A 19820-nucleotide genomic window follows, 5' to 3' on the forward strand; every position below is an offset into this window, starting at 1 on the left:
ATTCGGTATGGAGACAAGATCGCCGTCCTGGCCATCTGCTCTTGTACCGCGTAACACTTCATCTGGTGCAACAGTCGGGGATCTCTTTCACCAGCAGTTGCAGGTCTTTGATTTTGATGGCCATACCGGTGAGAGGGCCGTCCTGGTCTCGCCGCACTATCTGCCCGCAACACCGGATCTTCATGGCACCGTGCGTCACCCCGGGATCGAGATCGAAGCAGACATTACTCACTTGGTTCTCAGGCGTGGCAGCCTCCTCGAATTGCAGGTAGCAGCCCCCGATGCTGATGTCCCGGGTGAACCCTGTCTGGCCCGAGAGCCGGACAGGTATCACCGTCCTGATGCGATCATGCTGGCGAGCATGGATATGTGTGGGTGTTGTCATGCCGATTAGCCTAGGCCAGAAGGGGAAGATGAAAAATGGAAGAATCAGGCCGATTTATGTGGGACAAAGTGACGGTCGACCCAGGACAAAACCAGGATATTTCGACTAATTTGAGAGGGGACCATTGTCAGGCAGGATGCCTGTCACGTTGTCGTAGGCGTTGGGGAGCGGGGTATGGATACCAGAATCAATGTCATCGTGATCTGCGACTTGCCGATAGTCGCATGGGGTTTGCGCGGGGCCATTAATGCACAGCCCAACGAGATGAACGTCATCGCCTGCGTGGCCGATCCCGTCGATGCCGTGCAGTGGATGGTGCCAGGCAAGACGTGTGTCGTCCTGTTTGATCTGGATGGTCGAAATGGCATCGACCAAATACCTTCCCTGCTGTGCGATACCCACGTTCGCGTGCTGGTGATCGCCACAGCGGAGGGCACTGAACTGCAGGAGAGAGCGGTATTGGCCGGGGCCTGCGGCGCCATCAGCAAGCGGGAACCGGTGGAGGTGCTGTATAAGGCCATCCGCAAGGTGCACGGGGGCGAGTACTGGGTCGATCGCGCCGCCACCGAGCGGATCCTGATGGCCATCGCGAGGGAGAAGGGGGCTCACCATGCCGAGCAGGCGAAGATAGCGCGGCTGACCCGGAAGGAGAGACTGACCATCGCGGTCATTACCCTGGGCGTTGATGCCAATACCCTCGAGATCGCGCGGCGCCTCAACATCAGTGAGCACACCCTGCGCAATCACCTGACATCCATTTATGCCAAGTTGGGCATTCGCAATCGAATGGGCCTCTATGCCTATGCACAGAAGCATGCGCTGACAGAGCAAGGCTCCCAGACCTGAAACGCTTGTCGGCCTCCCAAGGCAGCGATGCTCTGCCGCAGGCCACCGGGGCCCGCGTGATGAAGGGGCCGGGTGCCCTTGTCGAGTTGAGAGTCAGCTATGGCCTTGGCAAGAGGAGGAGGACATGGATGGCTGTGGGCAGGGGAAGGGCCATCAGAGTTCGTGGGCGTGGAATCCCTTGCGATAACGGGTTTCGCAGCGCGGGCAGCGTTGCAGGCTGGGATCCTGATCCAACTGCTCGATGGCGAGCGGCTCCTCGCAATCGGAGCAGAGGCCATAGAGACCCAGTTCCATCTGGCAGAGCGCCGCGTCGAGGCGTTTCAGCCGTGCCACGCTCGACTCCACCTTGGGCAAGTCGAGGCGACTGGTCAGGTCCACCAGCTGATCCCGCTCGCAGGATGCCACCTTCTGTGCCCAGTCGTCACGTCGACAGGCCTTGAGCTGAGTAATCAGCGCTTCTCTTGTTTGTGCCCAATCGGTCAGCAGGCGCTCACGCCATTCGGCCAACCGGGCTTGCGTCACTTCACACACAACAGCCCCCAAAGACGAGTGATAAAACTCGGCCAGTATAGGGAAAGCCGCGGTTTATCAAGATGACATGAGTCAAGTTAACCGCGCTTTGACGCGTTTTTCCGGCAGGTGTCGTGGCTTGCCGGTGATCACGTAGAGCACCCCCACCACCAGGCAGACGATACCGAGCAGGGTGCTCATGGTAGGCATGATCCCGCGCAGCATGAAGGCGTAGAGCAGCCCCGCCAGGGTTTCAAACACGATGAGCGGTCCCACCAGCACGGTCGGCAGACGCTGGCTCGCCTCGTTCCAGCACAGGGTGCCGAGCCAGGAGCAAAAGAGCCCTACCGCCCCCATCAGCAGCACGAAGCGCAGGGGCGTCGGCCCGAAGGGCAGGGGAAAGTCCGGTGCGCTCAGGGCGAGATGACCGAGACTGCCGAGGTAGGCAATGAGCGCCACCGGCAGGGTCACCAGTCCCTGAGCCGTGGCCCAGACGACCGGGCTGCGGCTCGGGTGCTCGCGTAGCCAGCGGGCGTTGCGCAGGGGATACCAGGTCCAGCACAGCACGGCGGCCACCGCCAGGGCGAGCCCGAACAGCTGCTCGGTGGGCGCCTCTGCCTGCCAGGTCAACTCGGCGTGGTTGACCAGATAGAGGCCGGCCCCCATCAGCAGCAGGGCCGGGTAGAGGCGGGCGCGGGAGAGGCGGCCGTCCCGTGCGCCATAGAGGCAGTTGGCGGCCAGGGCCGTCACCACTGGCAGGGTGCCGATGATCATGGCCGCCAGCGGCGAGCCGATGCGCAAGATGGCCCCCGACAGGCAAAAGTAGTAGATGAGGTTCCCCACCAGGGTGAGAGCGAGAGCCTCTCGCCAATCGCTGGCCGAGAGGGCCGCCAGGCGTTTGCGGGCCTGCCAGGCGAACGGCAGCACGATGAGGCCGAAGGCGAGGTAGCGGCCGCTGGCGAGCAGGGCGGGGGGATAGCCGTCAACCAGCAGGGGGGCGACGAAGATGAGCCCCCACATCAGGCCGGCCAGCAGGGCAAACAAGACTCCGAGCAACATTTTCTATTTCCGGTGGAGAAGAAGGAGGCCAGCCTAGCAGGCGGGGAAGGGCGGTGTATTGAACCAGATTGCGCTTTAGCGGCCGGCCTGCACCTGTTTCTGGTAGCGCACCGGGGTGGTGCCATAGCGGCGCAGGAAGGCGCGGTTGAGGTGTGACTGATCGGCCAGACCACAGGCGGCGGCCACCTCGGCGGCGGGCAGGCCGGCGGCCAGCCACCCCTTGGCGCGCTGCAGGCGTATGGCCATCAGCATCTGCTGGGGGGTGACATGAAAGCGGGTCTTGAAGCTGCGCTGGAAGTGGTAGGGGCTGAGGTTCACCGCCCCGGCCAGCTCGGTCAGGGTGATGGGGCGGGCGAAGTACGCCTGCATATAGTCGATGGCGCGGCCCAGAGGATGGGCTGCTTCGCGCGGGGCCGCCAGGGCCCGGGCGTGGGGGCGCAGAGTTTCGCACACGCTCAGCAGCAGGCCGTCGGCGGCGAGCTCGCTGTCACAGTGCCAGAGGGCGTCCAGGGTCGCTTGCAGGACGGGGGCGGCGTGCGGGTCGCTTCGCACTGCCTCGGCGAAATACCAGCCGCGCTCGCCGCTGATGGCCTCGAGCCGATCGGCGGGCAGGTAGAGCATGCGATAGCGCCACCCCTGCTCGCAGGCAGCCTCGCCCGTGTGCAGTTCATCGGGGTTCATCAGCACCAGGCTGCCGGGGCCCGCCAGGAGCTGGCTGCCACGATAGCGAAAACGCTCGGCGCCACACTCGATGACACCGAGGCCAAACCCCTCGTGGCTATGGGGATCGAAGGTGTGGTGCTGGATGTGGGCGCGGTAGAGCTCGGTCGCAGGCTGGCCAGGCAGGGCACGAAAATCGGCCCTGTCGTGCTGATGGGTAAATGTGACCGGTACTCCCTGCATCCTGACCTCCTGTCATTGAGCCTTCATCATAAGGTGCCGCGGGGCGGCGGCCAAGACTAGGCCCGTGCGGCGCACTCGCGCTCGAGAGCGATACGGATCTCGTCCGCGGTCTTGATGGTGCGGATGCGGCGAAACAGCTCATCGGCCTGGGGGTATTCCCGCACTATGTAGGAGAACCACTGCTTGATGCGGCTGGGGTAGTAGTCGGCCTTGTCGCTCGCCAGATCCTGCTCGGTATAGGTCACCATCAGCTGCAGCACCTCGGCCCAGCTCATGTGGGCACAGCCGGTTTTCATCACGTTGGCCAGGTTGGGCAGAGAGATGGCACCGCGGCCCACCATGAGAGCGTCGCAGCCGGAGACGCCGGCGCAGGCGAGGGCATCCTTGTGATCCCATATCTCGCCATTGGCGGTCACCGGAATGGGCAGGGCGCGGCGGATGAGATCCACGTATTCCCAGTGCGCCGGCGCCTTGTAGCCTTCCCGCTTGGTGCGGGCATGGACAGCGAGCTCGTTGGCGCCCCCCTGATAGACCGCCTGGGCGTTGTCCATGTAGAGCTCCTTGTCGTCGTACCCCAGACGGATCTTGGCGCTCACCGGCAGGTGGGCAGGGACGGCTTCGCGCACCGCCTTGACGATGCGGTAGACGGTCTCTGGCTCCTTGAGCAGTACGGCCCCCCCCTTGCTCTTGTTGACCGTGGGGGCGGGGCAGCCGAAGTTGAGATCGACCCCGGGGGAGCCGAGTTCGATGGCGCGCACCGCATTTTCCGCCAGCCATTCGGGGTGCTGGCCCAGCAGCTGCACCCGCACCGGGGTGCCGGCGCGGGTCTTGCCATCCTGCTTGAGTTCGGGGCAGAGGCGATAGAACACCTTGGCGGGCAGCAGCTGATCGACGACCCGAATGAATTCGCTGACACAGAGGTCGTAATCGTTGACGGAGGTGAGTACCTCCCGCATCAGGTGATCCAGCACCCCCTGCATGGGGGCCAAAATAACGCGCATAGCTGCTTCCGAAGACAAGGGGAGAAAAAAGAGCGCAGATTGTAGTGGCAATGGGCGGCGTTGTCAGCCGTCTGCCCACTCGATGAGCCTAATCGACTGCTGCTGCATGGGCCGGGCTGTCAGCTTCCGGGCCAACTCTGTTAGGCTAAAGGCAGAGATGCATTCAGAGGAGTACCCATGAAACGCTGGTGTCTGATGGCCCTGGGCTGGCTCGCCTTCGCCACCGGGATAGTCGGGATAGTGTTGCCCCTGTTGCCGACTACCCCCTTCATGTTGCTGGCGGCGGCCCTGTTTGCTCGCTCGTCCCCCCGTTTTCACCGCTGGCTGCTGACACACCCCTGGTTCGGGCCCCCCATCCATGACTGGCAGCTATATCGCGGCATTCGGCGCCATGCCAGACGCCGTGCCATCGTCTTCATCCTGCTCTCCTTCTCGGTGTCGCTGATGGTGGTGCCGTTGCCCTGGGTGAGGCTGCTGCTGGTTGTCATAATGGTGATCCTGCTCACCTGGTTAATGCGTCTGCCGGTGCTGGAGCCAGTTGCAATGGAGAAGTGAAATCCCTAAGCTATCGCGGCAATAATGCTATGGAGTCGGCCTGTCATTTTTTGCATGACGGGCCTTTTTATTGCCCGCTGGCGGGCAGCGCAAGAGACGCCACGCCTGGGCTCAAAAATAAGCGGTCAAATAATGAATCCGGATACCCTGAAGTTTATCGAAGCGAGCATCAAGACCATTCCCGACTATCCGAAGCCGGGCATACTGTTTCGCGACATCACCAGCCTGATCGAGAATGCCGAGGCCTTCAAGGCCACTATAGATCTGCTGGCCGAGCATTATCGTGATCAAGGGATCACCAAGATCGTCGGCACCGAGGCCCGCGGTTTCATCTTCGGCGCCCCGGTGGCCTACGCCATGGGGCTGGGCTTCGTGCCGGTGCGCAAGCCGGGCAAACTGCCCCGCGCCATCATCGAAGAGTCCTATGCCCTCGAGTACGGCACCGATACCCTGCAACTGCACACCGACGCCATCGTGCCCGGTGACAAGGTGCTGGTGGTGGACGATCTGCTGGCCACCGGCGGTACCGTCGATGCGACCGTGAAGCTCATTCGCCGCGCCGGCGGTGAAGTCGCCGATGCGGCCTTCATCATCTCCCTGCCGTCGCTGGGCGGTGATGCCCGCCTGACCGCCTCAGGCGTCAAGGTGGTCTCTCTGGTCGAGCTCGCAGGCGAGTAATCCCCCCTGGCAGGCGGGCCTCGTCAACCCGCCAATGCCCCGAACCGGTGCCTGAATGGGCACCGGTTTGAAAATCAAGCGATTCCTCCCACGGCGGCCGATAGCCCATACAGCCCGCCCTCCATTTGTGTTAGCATCCTGCCTCAATGCCTCGTTTTCCAGCATCGAGATCTATGAGCTATCAGGTTCTGGCGCGTAAATGGCGCCCCCATACATTTGAACAAGTGGTTGGCCAGCAGCATGTGCTGACCGCCTTGACCAATGCCCTTGATCAGGGACGGCTGCATCATGCCTACCTGCTGAGTGGCACCCGCGGGGTCGGCAAGACCACGATCGCCCGCATCCTGGCCAAGAGCCTCAACTGCGAGCAGGGGATCAGCAGCCATCCGTGCGGCGTATGCGACACCTGCCGCGAGATCGATCAGGGCAACTTCGTCGATCTGCTGGAGATCGATGCGGCGTCCCGCACCAAGGTGGAAGACACCCGGGAACTGCTCGACAACGTGCAGTACCGCCCGGCCCGTGGCCGCTTCAAGGTGTACCTCATCGATGAGGTGCACATGCTGTCGCGTCACAGCTTCAATGCGCTGCTCAAGACCCTCGAAGAGCCGCCCCCCTATGTGAAGTTCCTGCTGGCCACCACGGATCCGCAGAAGCTCCCCATCACCATCTTGTCCCGCTGCCTGCAGTTCCACTTGAAGAGCCTGGATCAGACCCAGATCGCCAGGCAGCTCGAATGGGTGTTGGATCAGGAAGGTCAGCCGTTCGAGCCCCGCGCCCTGCTGGCCCTGGCCAAGGCCGCCGATGGCAGCATGCGCGATGCCCTGAGCCTGACGGATCAGGCGCTGGCCCATGGCAATGGCAGCGTGCGTCTGGAAAGCGTGCTGACTATGCTGGGGACGCTGGATCATCACCACCTGCACCAGTTGCTGGAGGCTGTCCTGCGCCAGGACGCTCCGGCCACCATGGCCAAGATCACCGAAATCGCCACCCTGGGGCCGGACTTCGATCAGCTCCACGCCGAACTGGAAGCCTTGCTCCATCGCGTCGCCATGGCCCAGTTGCTTCCTGCCAGCGTGCAGGAGCAGGGGGCGGATGCCGATGCCTTGCTGCAGCTGGCAGGGGCCATGAGCCCGGAAGAGGTGCAGCTCTGCTACCAGATAGTGCTGGGGGGGCGCAAGGACTTGCCCTGGGCGCCCGATGGCCGCACCGCGCTGGAGATGACCTGCCTGAGGATGCTGGCGTTCTCGCCGCGCCGCGAGGCGGTGCATCCCGCCAATCTGAGCGCCTTGCCCGTATCCATGGGCGCATTGCCCGGGGCGGGGAGGGAGGCAGTCTCGGCCCTGCCGGGAAAGCCGTCAGGGGCTGAGCCAGCCCCGCATCAGGCCGCGACGACGGCCGGCACGGCCGCGCCCGTAGCCCAGACGCCGACAGCGCCGCTCTTGGCTGTGCAGGAAGATGAGCCGGCTGCCGGCGACGATGAGGCCAGCGCAGCCCTCTTTGCCGAGCAGCAAGAGCTGCTGCAAGCCGCGCAGCAGATGGGGTTCGAGGCGCAGCCGATGCAGCCAGAGCACCAGACCGGTGGCGCCCCCCAGGTACAGGAAACGCAGCCCGTAGAACCCGAGCCGCCTGTCTCCTCCCATGAGGAGGCCCTGCCGACGGCGGCCCCTGCCATAGCCCCTGAACCCGAGGCTGCCCCCTCGGCGGCCTCCAGCATGCAGAGCCTGCTGGGCAAGCGCAATCTGCTGCGCAGCCGGCTGCGTGGTGAGCCAGGAGCCACCGCCGTTGCATCCGCACCTCCTCGCGTTGCGCCCACCCGGCCGGTGGCGGCCCCTGAGGCCAGCCCGATCACGCAGCCGGTTGTTGCACCCGCATCCCCTGCTTGGCAACCTGCCGCTGTGGCGCCGACCCAGAGTTCAGCAGTAGCGGGTTATGAGGATCTGCCGCCGCTCGATGCCTATGACGACAGTGGCAGCGATTACGAGGAGTACCTGAGTCAGGGCTTCGGCGACGGGCCGGTCAGTGCCCCTGCGGCGCAAGCGGCGGCGCCAAGGCCGAGAGTTGCGCAAAAGGCCAGTCCCGTCTCGGATGACTTGCCCCCCTGGGATCTGGACGGTACACCCGCGAGGTCTGCCGCTGTTCCCGTTGCCGTGGCGCCGGCAGCGCCAGTTGCGACGCCCCTTGCAGTGCCCGACAACGCGCAGCCAACGACGGCCCAGGTGATGGAGACCATCGACTGGGATGAGCTGGAGAGCGACGCCCAGCCGATGGAGGGGGAGGAGGTCAGTCGCCTGATCCCCTCTTCCCTGCTGGTCAATTGCGGTGACGCTTGGGCCGAGCTCATCGCCCGCACCGGGGTCGGTGGCCGGCTGCGCCAGCTTGCCATCAACTCGGTGATGACCCGACAAGGGGAGTTGGTGTCCCTGGTGCTCAAGCCGGAGCAGCGCCATCTGGTCAGCGACAGAGCCCTGGCCGATCTGGCGGGGATCATCGGCCCCGAGCTCGGAGAGTCGGTGCGTGTCGAGGTGACCCTGGGCACGGATCCGGTGCGGGAGACGCCGCTCGAGATCGAGCATCGCCTCTACCTGGGGGTGCGTGAGCAGGTGAGCCGGGATCTGGCGGACGATCCCAATGTGCAGTTCTTGCAACAGCGATTCGGCGCCGTGCTCCATCCCGAGAGCATCGAACCTCTGAGTCGCTGAGCGCTATGAGTTAAATCCCATGCCGGGACCCGAGTCCCGGTTGAAAAATCTTTTGGCTGCCCCCATATCCGGGGCAGAACAACCCCACAGCCCGGCGCTGGATGCCGGATTTCAAGACGAGAGACGACCTATGTTTGGTAAAGGTGGAATGGGTAACCTGATGAAACAGGCCCAACAGATGCAAGAGCGCATGCAGAAGATGCAAGAGCAGCTGGCTCAGATGGAAGTCGTCGGCGAAGCCGGCGCCGGCATGGTCAAGGTCACCATGGCCGGCAGCCACAGTGTGCGCCGTATCGAGATAGACCCGAGTCTGATGGAAGATGACAAGGAGATGCTGGAAGATCTGGTCGCCGCCGCCGTCAACGACGCCGTGCGCCGGGTGGAAGAGCAGAACAAGAGCAAGATGGGCGAGCTGACCGGTGGCATGCAACTGCCCCCTGGCTTCAAGATGCCGTTCTAAGGGTTAAAGCTTTTCAAATCAAGAAGCCATGACCCATGGCGATGGCGCAGCCGATACGGTTTTCTCCGTGTCAGCTGCGCTTTGTTTTTTCTGGCCTGCCTGCCCGGCATTTGCTTGGCATGGTGACGCAGTCACCGACTCAGCCTCTGGCCAAGGCATGCAGCCTTCCCAAGCGCCCTTCTTCGCATCTTTTCTTGTCTTGCCCTGACCCGTGCGATGCCGCCCCGCTATCCGGCATCCTGCATGATCACACTTGCTGGCGTGGAGGATCCCCTGACTCGCCTGTCGAGGGGAGTAACCTGGAAACTCGCCTCGGGTGTATCAGAGGAGGTTGCCAACATAAGCCGCCGGTAAGCTCACGGGCGCCTTGATCCGACACAGGCACGAGCACCGGGAGCGGCGTCCCACTTCTGCGGGCCAGATCTGTCTCACGCATGGCATTGGCCGGGGAGGCATGGGGATTGAGGGGGCTGGGGGAAATGGCGGGAGACAAAAGGCCCCGGTTTCCCGGGGCAGGCATGTGCTACTTGCTGCTCTGGATGGTGGTGTAGCTGTTGATCAGATTGCGATAGTCGGGGATGTGGTTGGCGAACAAGGTGCCCAGGCCTTCCACATCGTTGCGCCAGTCGCGGTGCAGTTCACAGGCGGCACCAAACCAGGTCATCAGCTGTGCCCCGGCGGCGGACATCCGATCCCAGGCCGAGTGACGGGTGATTTCATTGAAGGTTCCCGAGGCATCGGTGATGACAAACACCTGGTAGCCTTCCTCGAGTGCGGACAGGGTCGGGAAGGCCACACACACCTCGGTGACGATGCCGGCGATGATCAGCTGCTTTTTGCCGGTGGCCTTGACCGCCTTGACGAACTCCTCGTTATCCCAGGCATTGATCTGCCCTGGGCGGGCAATGTAGGGGGCATCCGGGAAGGTCTCCTTGAGCTCTGTCATCAGTGGGCCGTTGGGCCCGTTTTCGAAACTGGTGGTCAGTATGGTCGGCAGCTCGAAGTACTTGGCCAGTGCGGCCAGCGCCAGGACGTTGTTGCGAAACTTGTCCGGCTCGATGTCACGCACCAGGGAAGAGAGGCCGGCCTGATGATCCACCAGCAGCACGGCAGCATTGTGTTTGTCGAGTTTGACGTAGGGCTTGTTCATGACTTTTCTCCAGGTTTGTTGGCAAAGAGATTAACGCTGGGGGCCAGCATTTCGTTGTTTTGCAGCGCCATGCGCCGCGGTCGATCAATGGCTGTTGGTCGATGATTGTCAGCGTATAAGCGTGGTGCCTGCTTGCTGAGGATGCTTTCCCGATGTTGGTTGTTCAGCGTCCGATCTGGCCAAAGCGGCCACTGTTGTAATCATTGATGGCCTGCACGATCTCTTCCTGGGTGTTCATCACGAAGGGGCCGTGACCGACGATGGGTTCATCGAGGGGGGCGCCATTGAGCAGCAGCAACGTCGTCTCCTCCTCGACATCCATCACCAGTTTGCTGCCGCGGCGATCCATGACTGCCAGCTCGGCGGCGCTGACCGCGTGGCGGTTGCCGAGGCGAATGGTGCCTTTGAGCACAAACAGGGCGGTGGTGTGTCCCTCTGGTAACTCGAGCGTCACCTGGTGATGGGCCCTCAGACGCATGTCCCAGACGTTCATCGGGGTGAAGGTACGGGCAGGGCCGGAGGTGTCGTCCACGCGACCGGCGATGATGCGCGCTTCACCTGCGCCATCTGGCAGTGCCACCCGAGGGATCTCTCCTGCGGTGATGCCCTGGTAGCCAGGGGCCGTCATCTTGTCTTTGGCGGGCAAGTTCACCCACAGCTGCACCATCTCGAAGGGGCCGCCTGCCTTGGCGAATGCCGGGCTGTGGTACTCCTCGTGGATCAGGCCAGATGCGGCCGTCATCCACTGTACGTCACCCGGACCTATGGTGCCGCCGCCCCCCGAGGAGTCTCTGTGGGAGACCCCCCCCCTCGTAGACGATGGTCACGGTTTCGAACCCGCGGTGAGGGTGCTGGCCGACGCCGAGTTGATGGGAGGTGGCCGGGAAATTGGCCGGGCCCGCGTAGTCCATCAGCAGGAAGGGGGACATCTCCTCGGCGATGTCGTTATAGGAGAAGATGCTCCTGACCGGAAAGCCGTCACCCACCCAGTGTTGTCCGTTGCTGCGCTTGATAAATGCCAGTTCTTTCATCTCGGTGTCTCCGTTGAATCAATGGACACAGTGTAGAAAGTCGCCATTTACCGGACTAGATGGTTAAATAAGAAAACACTTTCTATTAAGTTGGAAGATGGACTTCAATCAGGTCGTCGTATTCGTCAAGGTCGTGCAAGCCGGCAGCTTCAGCGCTGCGGCGCGTCTGCTGGGGTTGCCAACCTCCACCGTCAGCCATCGGGTGGCCATGCTGGAGAAGCGTCTGGGCGTCACCCTCTTGCAGCGGACCACCCGCCGGTTGCATCTGACCGATGCTGGACAGATCTATTTTGACCACGCCTCGGCCGGCTTGGTGCATGTGCTTGACGCCGAGGCGGCGGTGACCGAGGCGCGGGAAGAGCCCTGTGGTCTGCTGCGTATCACGGCGCCCGTTGATATCGGCAACCAGATCCTGTCGTCGATCCTGGGAGAGATGCGTAGCCAGTGGCCAAAGGTCGATGTGGAGTTGGTGTTGATGAACCGCTATGTGGATTTAGTCGCAGAAGGCGTCGATGTCGCCATCCGTACCGGTCCTCTCAAGGATTCGACGCTGATAGCCAAGCAGGTGGGCGTTGCACGCTGGGCCCTGTTTGCGAGTCCGGATTACCTCGCCAGTGCGACGGCGATCGATGCACCGCAGGCGCTACGACATCATGCCTGCCTGCAGTTCACCCCATTGGGCAAGGAGGCCTGGGTACTCCACGACGGAGCCGCCAACAGCGTGACCGTCTCTCTGGCCCGGCAGACGCTGATCAACGACGTCGGCCTGATCATGACCATGGTCTCGGCCGGAGGGGGGGTGGCATTGTTGCCGTCATACCTGTGTCGTCAGGCCTGCGATGAGGGAAGATTGGTGCCTGTCCTCCCCGAGTGGCATGGCAAGGCGGATCCCATCCATATCGTCTACCCCAGGCAGCGCTTCATGCCTCCCAGGCTGCGCGCCTTCGTGGATCTCGCCACGCTGGCGCTGCGACAATGGCTCGAATGACAGCTCGCCGATGTGGTGGCTGTCAGCCCGCACAAAGAAACAAAGCGCCTGATGGCGCTTTGTTTCTTTGATATCACCTTAGGCTAGTTGAGCCAGCCCATCGTCAGGGCCAGCCGTCCACACAGGGCGGCCAGCAGGATACCGAGCAGGGTGCGCAGCAGCCAGATCACCACCAGTTGCCCCAGGTTGACCGGGATCTTGGTAGCCAGGATGCAGGGGATGGAGGCGGAGAAGAAGAGCACCGAGCTCACCGAGACCACAGCGGTCACATAGCGCACCAGCAGATCCGCATCCTTGAGCAGAATGGCGGGCAGGAACATCTCCGCCAAGCCGGCCGAGAGCGCTCTTGCAGTTTCCAGCGGTTCCCCCAGATCCAGCAGCCAGGTGAGGGGCCACAGCAGCCAGCCCAACAGATCAAACAGCGGCGTGTGCTGGGCCAGCAGCAGTCCCAGTAGGCCGACGGACAAGATGGTGGGCACCACGGCGGCAGCCATATAAAGGCCATCTTTGAGGTTGTCCTGCAACTGACGCAGCACGGGATCTGCCTGGCTGGACTGGGTGAGCCCGGAGGCGAGCGCCGCTTGCCAGCGGCTCATGCCTGCCGGCAGCGGTTCGTCGGTCTCGCTCTGGTGCGCCATGGCGCTGATGGGCGGGACGCGCGCCAGGATGGCGGTGATGACGAAGGTGATCACCAGGGTGGACCAGAAGTAGAAGTTCCAGTGCCCCATTAGGTTGAGGGTCTTGGCCACGATGATCATGAAGGCGGCGGAGACGGTGGAGAAGCCGGTAGCGATGATGACGGCTTCCCGTACCGTGTACTTGCCCGCGAGGAAGACCCGGTTGGTGATGAGCAGGCCCACCGAGTAGCTGCCGACGAAAGAGGCGACTGCATCGATGGCGGAGTGGCCAGGGGTGCGCCAGAGGGGGCGCATCACCGGCTGCATCAGTACGCCGATAAGCTCCAGCAGGCCGAAGCCGAGCAGGAAGGTAAGGGCCATGGCGCCGATGGGCACGATGAGCCCCACCGACATGGCCAGCTTGTCAAAGAGGAAAGGCAGGCGATCCGGCGTCATCAGCCAGGCGGGGCCCCAGCCTGCCACATACATGATGGCCAGCCCCAGCCCGAGCAGCTTGAACAGGCTCAGCACCCTGTCGATGGGGCGGGCGCGCCAGCGGCCATCCAGCAACGGGCTGATGGCGCCATAGGCGATCAGCAACAGGATGAGCCCCAAGGCGAGCGGGCGCTGCGCCATCAGGAAGCCCGCCAGGTGATCCACCAGTATGGTGCTGCGGCCCGCGAGCTCGAAGGGCACGAAAAAGATGGCGATGCCGAGCAGGCTGGTCAGCAGCAGTTTGATGCCAGCCCCCGAACGGGCAGGGGCGGTGAGTGCGTGTTCAGGTTCCATTTCCTCTCCTTGTGATCCACATGATTCAACTCCGTTGATGACAGGTATTTGTATATACAATATCTGCCGAAATCGAAAATGGAAACAATAAAGACACTAAAATGCAACATTCGTGATGGGTGAATTCGTATGAAACCTTCGGTAGGAACATACCGCGGGGAGCGGGTCGGGTAGCGGTCAGGTCGTGCCGACCTTGCCTGTCAAGGCGCGAGCCAGGGCAAGGTCGGCAGATACGCAGGAGGGATGCGGTTAAAGATGTTCCATAACGACCAAAAAAACAGGGAACCTGATCCTGGATTTAAACATCTCTACAATCTTCCTCAAGGTGAATTTTTTATAACTATTTATGAGTTGGTCATAAAGCCTTTGTTCATTTGACTACTTTTCGAGTATCTCATTGCGGAGTAAGATGCCACTTCAATAAAAATAAGAATTAGGAGTTCGGGTGTGAAGGCATTAGAGAAAGAAAGGATATCGCCCTATATCAGCCAGTTATACGAGTGCGGTATTAATGATTCTGACATTAAGTTGGTGGTAGACCAATTTCGCACCGACTTGTCCGGCAGTTCATCCCTGTTTTTATTGCGGGATGATGACAAGAGCGATGGAATAAAGCTCTTTTCAAGCGGGTTGACCGAGGCCCAGCAGCAATTCTATGTGCAACACCATCGCCAGGATGTGTGGTTCAATCATTATCTGGACAAGGGCTGCCAGGGGATCGTCAGCGCCAATACCATTTCCAGCTCGGTGGGGCTGCTGGCCAGTTTTGGTGCCCAGTTTGCGGCGGGCGGCGTCTGCCGCGTGAAGGGGCGGGGTCTTAGCACACTGTGCAGTTACCGCGGCGCCGCCCAGGATGACTTCAGCAGCCGGGATCTCACCTCGCTGACAGAGATCTATTCTGGTCTGGCCGCCTGGAGCCAGCATTATTGGAACCTGCTGGCCCTGGAAACCCAGAACTATCAGCTGCAGCAACTGGTGAAAAACCATAATAAACCCAGCGCCATCATAGATGACAAGGGGCATATTCATTATTCCAATGTGGCGTTCAACCGCATCGCCGATGAAAACGTCGAATTGCGGGCCGTCAATGGTATTTTCTCTTTGCAAAATAAGGAGCAGCAACGCCAGCTCAAGGAGACCTTGAATGGCTTTGCCTATTTGTTGCCAGGTGCCAGCGCCTATATGTCCATTCCCCGCCAGTCCAATCTCAGGCCGCTGCTGATCCAGTGCACCCTGATGAGCGGCCTCAGCCGCTTCGAGCGTTACGTGGAAGTGGTATTGCGCGATCCCGAGCATTCTTTCAATCCCGACATAGAGGCGCTGGCCAGCCTTTATCCCCTCACCATCGGCGAGAAGGAGCTGCTGGTGCTGATGAGCAAGGGCTACAGCAGCAACGACATCGCCGAGCTGCGCGGGGTCAAGGTGGAAACCGTGCGTTCCACCCTCAAGGGGGTGTTCAAGAAGACCGACTGCCACAGCCAGAACGAGCTGCTGCTGTTGCTGCAGTCCATCTCCTGATAGGCACGAGCTATGCTTGGTGTGAGCCGGACATAGTGCCCGGCTCGCGCCTCCTGTCGGGAGGCCTGTTGGGGGAAGCGTCATGGAATCACTCAAGGCAAAGGATTATATGCAGACCAAACCCATCACGTTCAGCGCGGACATGATGGTGCAAAATGCGGTCACCAAGTTTCTCAACAGTCATCAGCTTGGCGGCCCCGTCGTGGACAGCCAGGGCCACCTGATTGGCTGGGTGTCCGAGCAGGACTGCATTGCCGTCATGTTGAAAGAGGCCTATCACTGTGAACAGGTGGCCCAGGTCAAGGATGTAATGCGCAAGGAGGTGCTGGCCGTGGGGCCGGACACCAGCATCCTGGATCTGGCGGAGATGATGATGGGCCAAAAGCCGAAGATCTATCCGGTGGTGGAGGAGGGTCGCCTGCTCGGGGTGATCAGCCGGCACAATGTGATGCAGGCCATCCATGCCCAGCTTGGTACCTGCTTCGTGCACCAGGCCAGGGTCTGATCCGGTTTCGCCGGATCATCGAGAGCAGGCCGGGTGCCTGCTCTTTTTATTGTCCGCCGCGTCATTGAACCTGGCAGGTGCCGCTTTAAGGCTTGCACCGCCCCCGCTCGCTCTTTAGGATCGCTCCCAGCTAATCGATATGGCCCCTCTGGGCACTTATTTAAGGAATTCCTACCTTGTCTCTCTCTATCGAGGCGCTGCGCCGCCGTCTCTCTGCCTGCATGAACCTCGACGCCCGCCGCCTCTCCAGCCGTCTGCACGGGGTCAAGAAGCTGCCCGAGGCCAAACAGGCCGCCATGCTGGAGACCATCGCCGCCGATCTGGATGTCGCCGAGGCGCGTTACCAGTCCCGTCTGGCCGGTGTGCCTAAGGTCACCTATCCGGATAATTTGCCGGTCAGCCAGAAGCAGGCGGAGATCGCCCGCGCCATCAGCGAGCACCAGGTGGTGATCATTGCCGGGGAAACCGGCTCGGGCAAGACCACCCAGATCCCCAAGATTTGTCTCTCGCTCGGGCGCGGGGTCAAGGGCTACATCGGCCACACCCAGCCGCGGCGTCTGGCGGCCCGCACCGTGGCGGCCCGTATCGCGGAAGAGATGGAGTCCGAGCTCGGCCACTACGTGGGCTACAAGGTACGCTTTACCGATCAGGTGAGCGAGCAGACCCACATCAAGCTGATGACAGACGGTATCCTGCTGGCCGAGATCCAGCACGACCGCATGCTCACCCAGTACGACACCATCATCATCGATGAGGCCCACGAGCGCAGCCTCAACATCGACTTCATCCTGGGCTACTTGAAGCAATTGCTGCCAAAGCGCCCCGATCTCAAGGTGATCATCACCTCGGCCACCATCGACCCGCAGCGCTTCTCCCGCCATTTTAACCAGGCGCCCATCATAGAAGTCTCAGGGCGCACCTACCCGGTGGAGGTGCGCTATCGCCCGCTGTTTGCTGATAAAAAGAGCGGTGACAAGAGCGCAGACAAGAATGAGGCGCTGGAGGAGCGCGACGAGCTGCAGGGCATCTTCGATGCGGTGGAGGAGCTGGCCCAAGAGGGGCTGGGGGACATCCTTATCTTCATGAACGGCGAGCGGGAGATCCGCGACACCGCCGATGCCCTGCGCAAACTCAACCTGCGCGACACCGAGGTGTTGCCGCTCTATGCCCGCCTCTCCAACGCCGAGCAGAACAAGGTGTTCCAGCAACACGCCGGTCGGCGCATCGTGCTCGCCACCAACGTGGCGGAGACCTCGCTGACGGTGCCGGGCATTCGTTACGTCATCGATCCGGGTACCGCTCGCATCAGCCGCTACTCCTGGCGTACCAAGGTGCAGCGCCTGCCCATTGAGCCGGTTTCCCAGGCCAGCGCCAACCAGCGTAAAGGGCGTTGCGGTCGGGTGGCGGACGGTATCTGTATCCGCCTCTACTCCGAGGAGGATTTCAACAACCGTCCGGCCTTTACCGACCCCGAGATCCTGCGCACCAACCTGGCCTCCGTCATCTTGCAGATGCTGGCGCTCGGCCTTGGCAACATGGAGGCCTTCCCCTTCGTCGAGCCACCGGAGTCGCGTCATATCAAGGATGGTTTGACTCTCTTGAAAGAGCTGGAGGCGGTCAGAGAGCTGCCCGGTACCCGCGAGCAAGAACCCAAGCTGCAGCTGACCGAAACCGGTCGTCAGCTCTCGCGTATTCCCCTTGATCCACGTCTGGCGAAGATGGTGATCACGGCGGCGAAAACCGGCTGTCTGAGCGAGGTGATGGTGATCACCGCGGGCCTCAGCATCCAGGATCCCCGCGAGCGGCCCATGGAGAAGAAACAGGCCGCCGACGAGCAGCACAGGCGCTTCGAGGACAAGGATTCCGACTTCCTCGCCTTCGTCAATCTGTGGAATTACCTGAAAGAGCAGCAGGATCTGCTGGGCAGCAACCCGTTCCGCCGCATGTGCCAGAAGGAGTTTCTCTCCTACCTGAGGGTGCGCGAGTGGCAGGATATCCACTTCCAGCTGCGCCAGACGGTGAAAGAGCTGGGCTTCAAGGCCAACCATGAACCGGCGGATTTCAAGACGGTGCACTGCGCATTGCTGACCGGCCTCTTGAGCCATATCGGCAACAAGGATCTGGAAAAGCCCGAATTCCTTGGTGCCCGCAACGGCCGCTTCCACCTGTTCCCGGCCTCGGGTCTGTTCAAGAAGCCGCCCAAGTGGGTGATGGCCGCAGAGCTGGTGGAGACCTCCCGCCTCTACGCCCGCATCAACGCCAAGATTGAGCCCGAATGGGTAGAGCCGCTGGCGGCACACCTCATCAAGCTCCACCACAGCGATCCCCACTGGTCGAAGAAAAACGGCGCCGTCATGGCCAAGGAGAAGGTGACGCTTTACGGCCTGACCCTGGTCAATGAGCGCACCATCAACTTCAGCCGTATCGATCCGGCCCAGTGCCGCGAGCTCTTCATTCGCCGCGCCCTGGTGGAAGGGGACTTCGAAACCCGCCACCGCTTCTTTGGCGAGAACCGCAAGCTCCTGGCCGAGGTGGAGGCGCTGGAGCACAAATCCCGTCGTCGCGACATCCTGGTGGATGACGAAGATCTGTTCCGCTTCTACGACGCCCGTTTGCCGGAGGACGTCATCTCCGCCCGCCACTTCGACAAGTGGTGGAAGGAAGCGCAAAAGCAGGATCCCGAGCGGCTGAACTTTGAGAAAGAGATGCTGATGAAGGGGGATGCCGCCCACATCAGTGATCTCGACTACCCCAACTTCTGGCAGCAGGGGCGCCTCAAGCTCAAGCTGACCTACCAGTTCGAGCCGGGGGAGGCTGCGGACGGTGTGACGCTGCATATCCCGCTGCCGCTCTTGAACCAGGTGGAGGTGAAAGGGTTCGAATGGCTGATCCCCGGGCTGCGTCATGAGCTGCTGGTCGCCCTCATCAAGTCGATGCCAAAGCCGATGCGCAAGAACTTCGTGCCGGCGCCGAACTACGCCGATGCGCTGCTCGCCACCCTCAATCCCGAGCAGGGCCCGCTGCTGGACGAGATGGAACGCCAGTTGCGCCGCATGACCGGTGTCACCGTACCCCGCGAAGCCTGGGACTGGAATGCGGTGCCCGATCACCTGAAACTCACCTTCCGGGTGGTGGACGATAGGCATAAGCCTATCGCCGAGGGCAAGGATCTCGAGGCCTTGAAAGAGTCGCTGCGCGGCAAGGTGCAGGAGACCCTCTCCCAGGTGGCGGACGACGATATCGAGCAGTCCGGTCTCACCCTGTGGAGCTTTGGTGAACTGCCTCAGGAGTACAGCCAGAAGCGCAGCGGCTTCGAGGTGAAGGCCTATCCGACCCTGGTGGATCAGAAAGATTCAGTCGCCATCCAGCTGGTGGAGAGCCCGGTGGCCCAGCAGCAGCTTATGTGGGCGGGCCAGCGCCGGCTGGTGCTGCTCAACGTGCCATCCCCCATCAAGTATCTGCAGGAGAAGCTGCCGAACAAGGCCAAGCTCGGGCTCTACTTCAACCCCTTCGGCAAGGTGGCCGAGCTGATTGATGACTGTATCGCCTGTGGCTGTGACAAGCTGATCGAGCAGCACGGCGGCCTGGCCTGGGATGAGGCCGGGTTTGAGTCGCTCAAGGAGTTCGTGCGCGCCGAGCTCAACGATGCGGTGGTGGAGGTGGCCAAGCAGGTGGAGGCCGTGCTGACCCTCTCCCACGAGATCAAAAAGCGGCTCAAGGGCAAGATGCAGCTCGACACCGCCTTTGCCATGTCGGACATCCAGCAGCAGTTGGGCAACCTCATTCACAAAGGATTTGTCACCGAGACCGGCTGGCAGCGACTGCCTGACTTGCTGCGCTACCTGCGTGCCATCGAGCGGCGCCTCGAGAAACTGGCCATCGATCCCAACCGGGACCGGGTCCATATGCTCAAGGTGCAGAGCGTGGAGAGCGACTACAAGGCGCTGCTCGCCAAGATCCCCAAATCCCAGCCGATCCCGCCGGAGGTGGCCAATATCCGCTGGATGATAGAGGAGCTGCGGGTCTCCTTCTTCGCCCAGCAGTTGGGGACACCCTACCCCATCTCGGATAAACGGGTGCAGAGCGCCATAGCCCAGTGCTAAGCTGCTATGTGTCTGTTTTC

At 61.8% G+C, this 19820-nt stretch carries 18 protein-coding genes; 9 read left to right on the top strand and 9 right to left on the bottom strand.

Annotated elements, in window-relative coordinates:
- Positions 1–58: 58 nt before the first annotated feature.
- On the bottom strand, positions 59–385 hold the full coding sequence (locus tag PG898_RS03315; protein ID WP_043131345.1) for a PilZ domain-containing protein: 327 nt from the start codon (positions 383–385) through the stop codon (positions 59–61).
- Between the two features lie 174 nt (positions 386–559).
- On the opposite strand from PG898_RS03315, the gene PG898_RS03320 reads away from it, so the two are divergent.
- On the top strand, positions 560–1231 hold the full coding sequence (locus tag PG898_RS03320) for a response regulator transcription factor (protein ID WP_043131348.1): 672 nt from the start codon (positions 560–562) through the stop codon (positions 1229–1231).
- A gap of 153 nt (positions 1232–1384) precedes the next feature.
- Here the strand turns inward: PG898_RS03320 and PG898_RS03325 are convergent, their stop codons facing one another.
- The 4 genes from PG898_RS03325 to dusC form a co-directional block, all read right to left on the bottom strand.
- Positions 1385–1753, bottom strand: a complete 369-nt coding sequence (locus PG898_RS03325) for a TraR/DksA family transcriptional regulator (RefSeq protein WP_043131350.1) — start codon at positions 1751–1753, stop codon at positions 1385–1387.
- Positions 1754–1834: 81 nt separating this feature from the next.
- Entirely contained in the window at positions 1835–2800 is a 966-nt protein-coding gene (locus PG898_RS03330; protein ID WP_043131353.1) for a DMT family transporter, read from the bottom strand.
- A 75-nt stretch (positions 2801–2875) separates the two neighbouring features.
- Positions 2876–3703, bottom strand: coding sequence for an AraC family transcriptional regulator (locus tag PG898_RS03335; protein WP_043131354.1), 828 nt, complete (start codon positions 3701–3703; stop codon positions 2876–2878).
- Positions 3704–3759: 56 nt separating this feature from the next.
- Positions 3760–4704, bottom strand: a complete 945-nt coding sequence (gene dusC, locus PG898_RS03340; protein WP_043131357.1) for a tRNA dihydrouridine(16) synthase DusC — start codon at positions 4702–4704, stop codon at positions 3760–3762.
- A 177-nt stretch (positions 4705–4881) separates the two neighbouring features.
- On the opposite strand from dusC, the gene PG898_RS03345 reads away from it, so the two are divergent.
- The 4 genes from PG898_RS03345 (at position 4882) to PG898_RS03360 (ending at position 9099) form a co-directional block, all read left to right on the top strand.
- Positions 4882–5259, top strand: a complete 378-nt coding sequence (locus PG898_RS03345) for a YbaN family protein (protein ID WP_043131359.1) — start codon at positions 4882–4884, stop codon at positions 5257–5259.
- A gap of 132 nt (positions 5260–5391) precedes the next feature.
- Positions 5392–5937 carry an adenine phosphoribosyltransferase gene (gene apt / locus PG898_RS03350; protein WP_043131360.1) on the top strand — a complete coding sequence of 182 codons (546 nt, stop codon included), beginning with the start codon at positions 5392–5394 and terminating at the stop codon, positions 5935–5937.
- Positions 5938–6110: 173 nt separating this feature from the next.
- Positions 6111–8639 carry a DNA polymerase III subunit gamma/tau gene (gene dnaX / locus PG898_RS03355; protein WP_043131363.1) on the top strand — a complete coding sequence of 843 codons (2529 nt, stop codon included), beginning with the start codon at positions 6111–6113 and terminating at the stop codon, positions 8637–8639.
- 130 nt (positions 8640–8769) lie between these two features.
- The gene (locus PG898_RS03360; RefSeq protein ID WP_011706069.1) at positions 8770–9099 is read left to right on the top strand and encodes a YbaB/EbfC family nucleoid-associated protein; all 330 of its coding nucleotides are present in this window, start codon (positions 8770–8772) and stop codon (positions 9097–9099) included.
- A gap of 523 nt (positions 9100–9622) precedes the next feature.
- On the opposite strand, the gene ycaC is transcribed toward PG898_RS03360, so the two are convergent.
- The 3 genes from ycaC to PG898_RS03375 form a co-directional block, all read right to left on the bottom strand.
- Complete coding sequence (gene ycaC, locus PG898_RS03365; protein ID WP_043131365.1) at positions 9623–10249, bottom strand: isochorismate family cysteine hydrolase YcaC; 627 nt, start codon at positions 10247–10249, stop codon at positions 9623–9625.
- A 163-nt stretch (positions 10250–10412) separates the two neighbouring features.
- Positions 10413–11015, bottom strand: coding sequence for a pirin family protein (locus PG898_RS03370; RefSeq protein ID WP_235210096.1), 603 nt, complete (start codon positions 11013–11015; stop codon positions 10413–10415).
- Positions 11002–11280 carry a pirin family protein gene (locus tag PG898_RS03375; protein ID WP_235210094.1) on the bottom strand — a complete coding sequence of 93 codons (279 nt, stop codon included), beginning with the start codon at positions 11278–11280 and terminating at the stop codon, positions 11002–11004. The genes PG898_RS03370 and PG898_RS03375 overlap by 14 nt, the downstream gene beginning before the upstream one ends.
- A gap of 97 nt (positions 11281–11377) precedes the next feature.
- Between PG898_RS03375 and PG898_RS03380 the strand changes: the two genes are divergently transcribed.
- Positions 11378–12268 (top strand): LysR family transcriptional regulator, encoded by an 891-nt coding sequence (locus PG898_RS03380; protein WP_270823536.1) that lies wholly within the window; start codon positions 11378–11380, stop codon positions 12266–12268.
- Between the two features lie 83 nt (positions 12269–12351).
- On the opposite strand, the gene PG898_RS03385 is transcribed toward PG898_RS03380, so the two are convergent.
- On the bottom strand, positions 12352–13674 hold the full coding sequence (locus PG898_RS03385) for a YjiH family protein (protein ID WP_043131369.1): 1323 nt from the start codon (positions 13672–13674) through the stop codon (positions 12352–12354).
- Between the two features lie 447 nt (positions 13675–14121).
- On the opposite strand from PG898_RS03385, the gene PG898_RS03390 reads away from it, so the two are divergent.
- The 3 genes from PG898_RS03390 to hrpA all read left to right on the top strand — a co-directional run bounded on the left by PG898_RS03390 (position 14122) and on the right by hrpA (position 19800).
- Entirely contained in the window at positions 14122–15192 is a 1071-nt protein-coding gene (locus PG898_RS03390; protein WP_333563610.1) for a helix-turn-helix transcriptional regulator, read from the top strand.
- 82 nt (positions 15193–15274) lie between these two features.
- Positions 15275–15697, top strand: a complete 423-nt coding sequence (locus PG898_RS03395) for a CBS domain-containing protein (RefSeq protein WP_005325086.1) — start codon at positions 15275–15277, stop codon at positions 15695–15697.
- A 176-nt stretch (positions 15698–15873) separates the two neighbouring features.
- A complete protein-coding gene (gene hrpA, locus PG898_RS03400; RefSeq protein WP_043131916.1) occupies positions 15874–19800 on the top strand; it encodes an ATP-dependent RNA helicase HrpA in 3927 nt (1308 codons plus the stop codon).
- Positions 19801–19820 lie beyond the last annotated feature (20 nt).

This window comes from Aeromonas sp. QDB31, from assembly GCF_027707605.1.
GTDB lineage: Bacteria > Pseudomonadota > Gammaproteobacteria > Enterobacterales > Aeromonadaceae > Aeromonas > Aeromonas media.

What these genes read in the sequence shown, in the direction of transcription:
- PG898_RS03315 (WP_043131345.1), bottom strand. Translation starts at nt 385, where the DNA reads ATGACAACACCCACACATATCCATGCTCGCCAGCATGATCGCATCAGG.
- PG898_RS03320 (WP_043131348.1), top strand. Translation starts at nt 560, where the DNA reads ATGGATACCAGAATCAATGTCATCGTGATCTGCGACTTGCCGATAGTC.
- PG898_RS03330 (WP_043131353.1), bottom strand. Translation starts at nt 2,800, where the DNA reads ATGTTGCTCGGAGTCTTGTTTGCCCTGCTGGCCGGCCTGATGTGGGGG.
- PG898_RS03335 (WP_043131354.1), bottom strand. Translation starts at nt 3,703, where the DNA reads ATGCAGGGAGTACCGGTCACATTTACCCATCAGCACGACAGGGCCGAT.
- dusC (WP_043131357.1), bottom strand. Translation starts at nt 4,704, where the DNA reads ATGCGCGTTATTTTGGCCCCCATGCAGGGGGTGCTGGATCACCTGATG.
- PG898_RS03345 (WP_043131359.1), top strand. Translation starts at nt 4,882, where the DNA reads ATGAAACGCTGGTGTCTGATGGCCCTGGGCTGGCTCGCCTTCGCCACC.
- apt (WP_043131360.1), top strand. Translation starts at nt 5,392, where the DNA reads ATGAATCCGGATACCCTGAAGTTTATCGAAGCGAGCATCAAGACCATT.
- dnaX (WP_043131363.1), top strand. Translation starts at nt 6,111, where the DNA reads ATGAGCTATCAGGTTCTGGCGCGTAAATGGCGCCCCCATACATTTGAA.
- PG898_RS03360 (WP_011706069.1), top strand. Translation starts at nt 8,770, where the DNA reads ATGTTTGGTAAAGGTGGAATGGGTAACCTGATGAAACAGGCCCAACAG.
- ycaC (WP_043131365.1), bottom strand. Translation starts at nt 10,249, where the DNA reads ATGAACAAGCCCTACGTCAAACTCGACAAACACAATGCTGCCGTGCTG.
- PG898_RS03375 (WP_235210094.1), bottom strand. Translation starts at nt 11,280, where the DNA reads ATGAAAGAACTGGCATTTATCAAGCGCAGCAACGGACAACACTGGGTG.
- PG898_RS03380 (WP_270823536.1), top strand. Translation starts at nt 11,378, where the DNA reads ATGGACTTCAATCAGGTCGTCGTATTCGTCAAGGTCGTGCAAGCCGGC.
- PG898_RS03385 (WP_043131369.1), bottom strand. Translation starts at nt 13,674, where the DNA reads ATGGAACCTGAACACGCACTCACCGCCCCTGCCCGTTCGGGGGCTGGC.
- PG898_RS03395 (WP_005325086.1), top strand. Translation starts at nt 15,275, where the DNA reads ATGGAATCACTCAAGGCAAAGGATTATATGCAGACCAAACCCATCACG.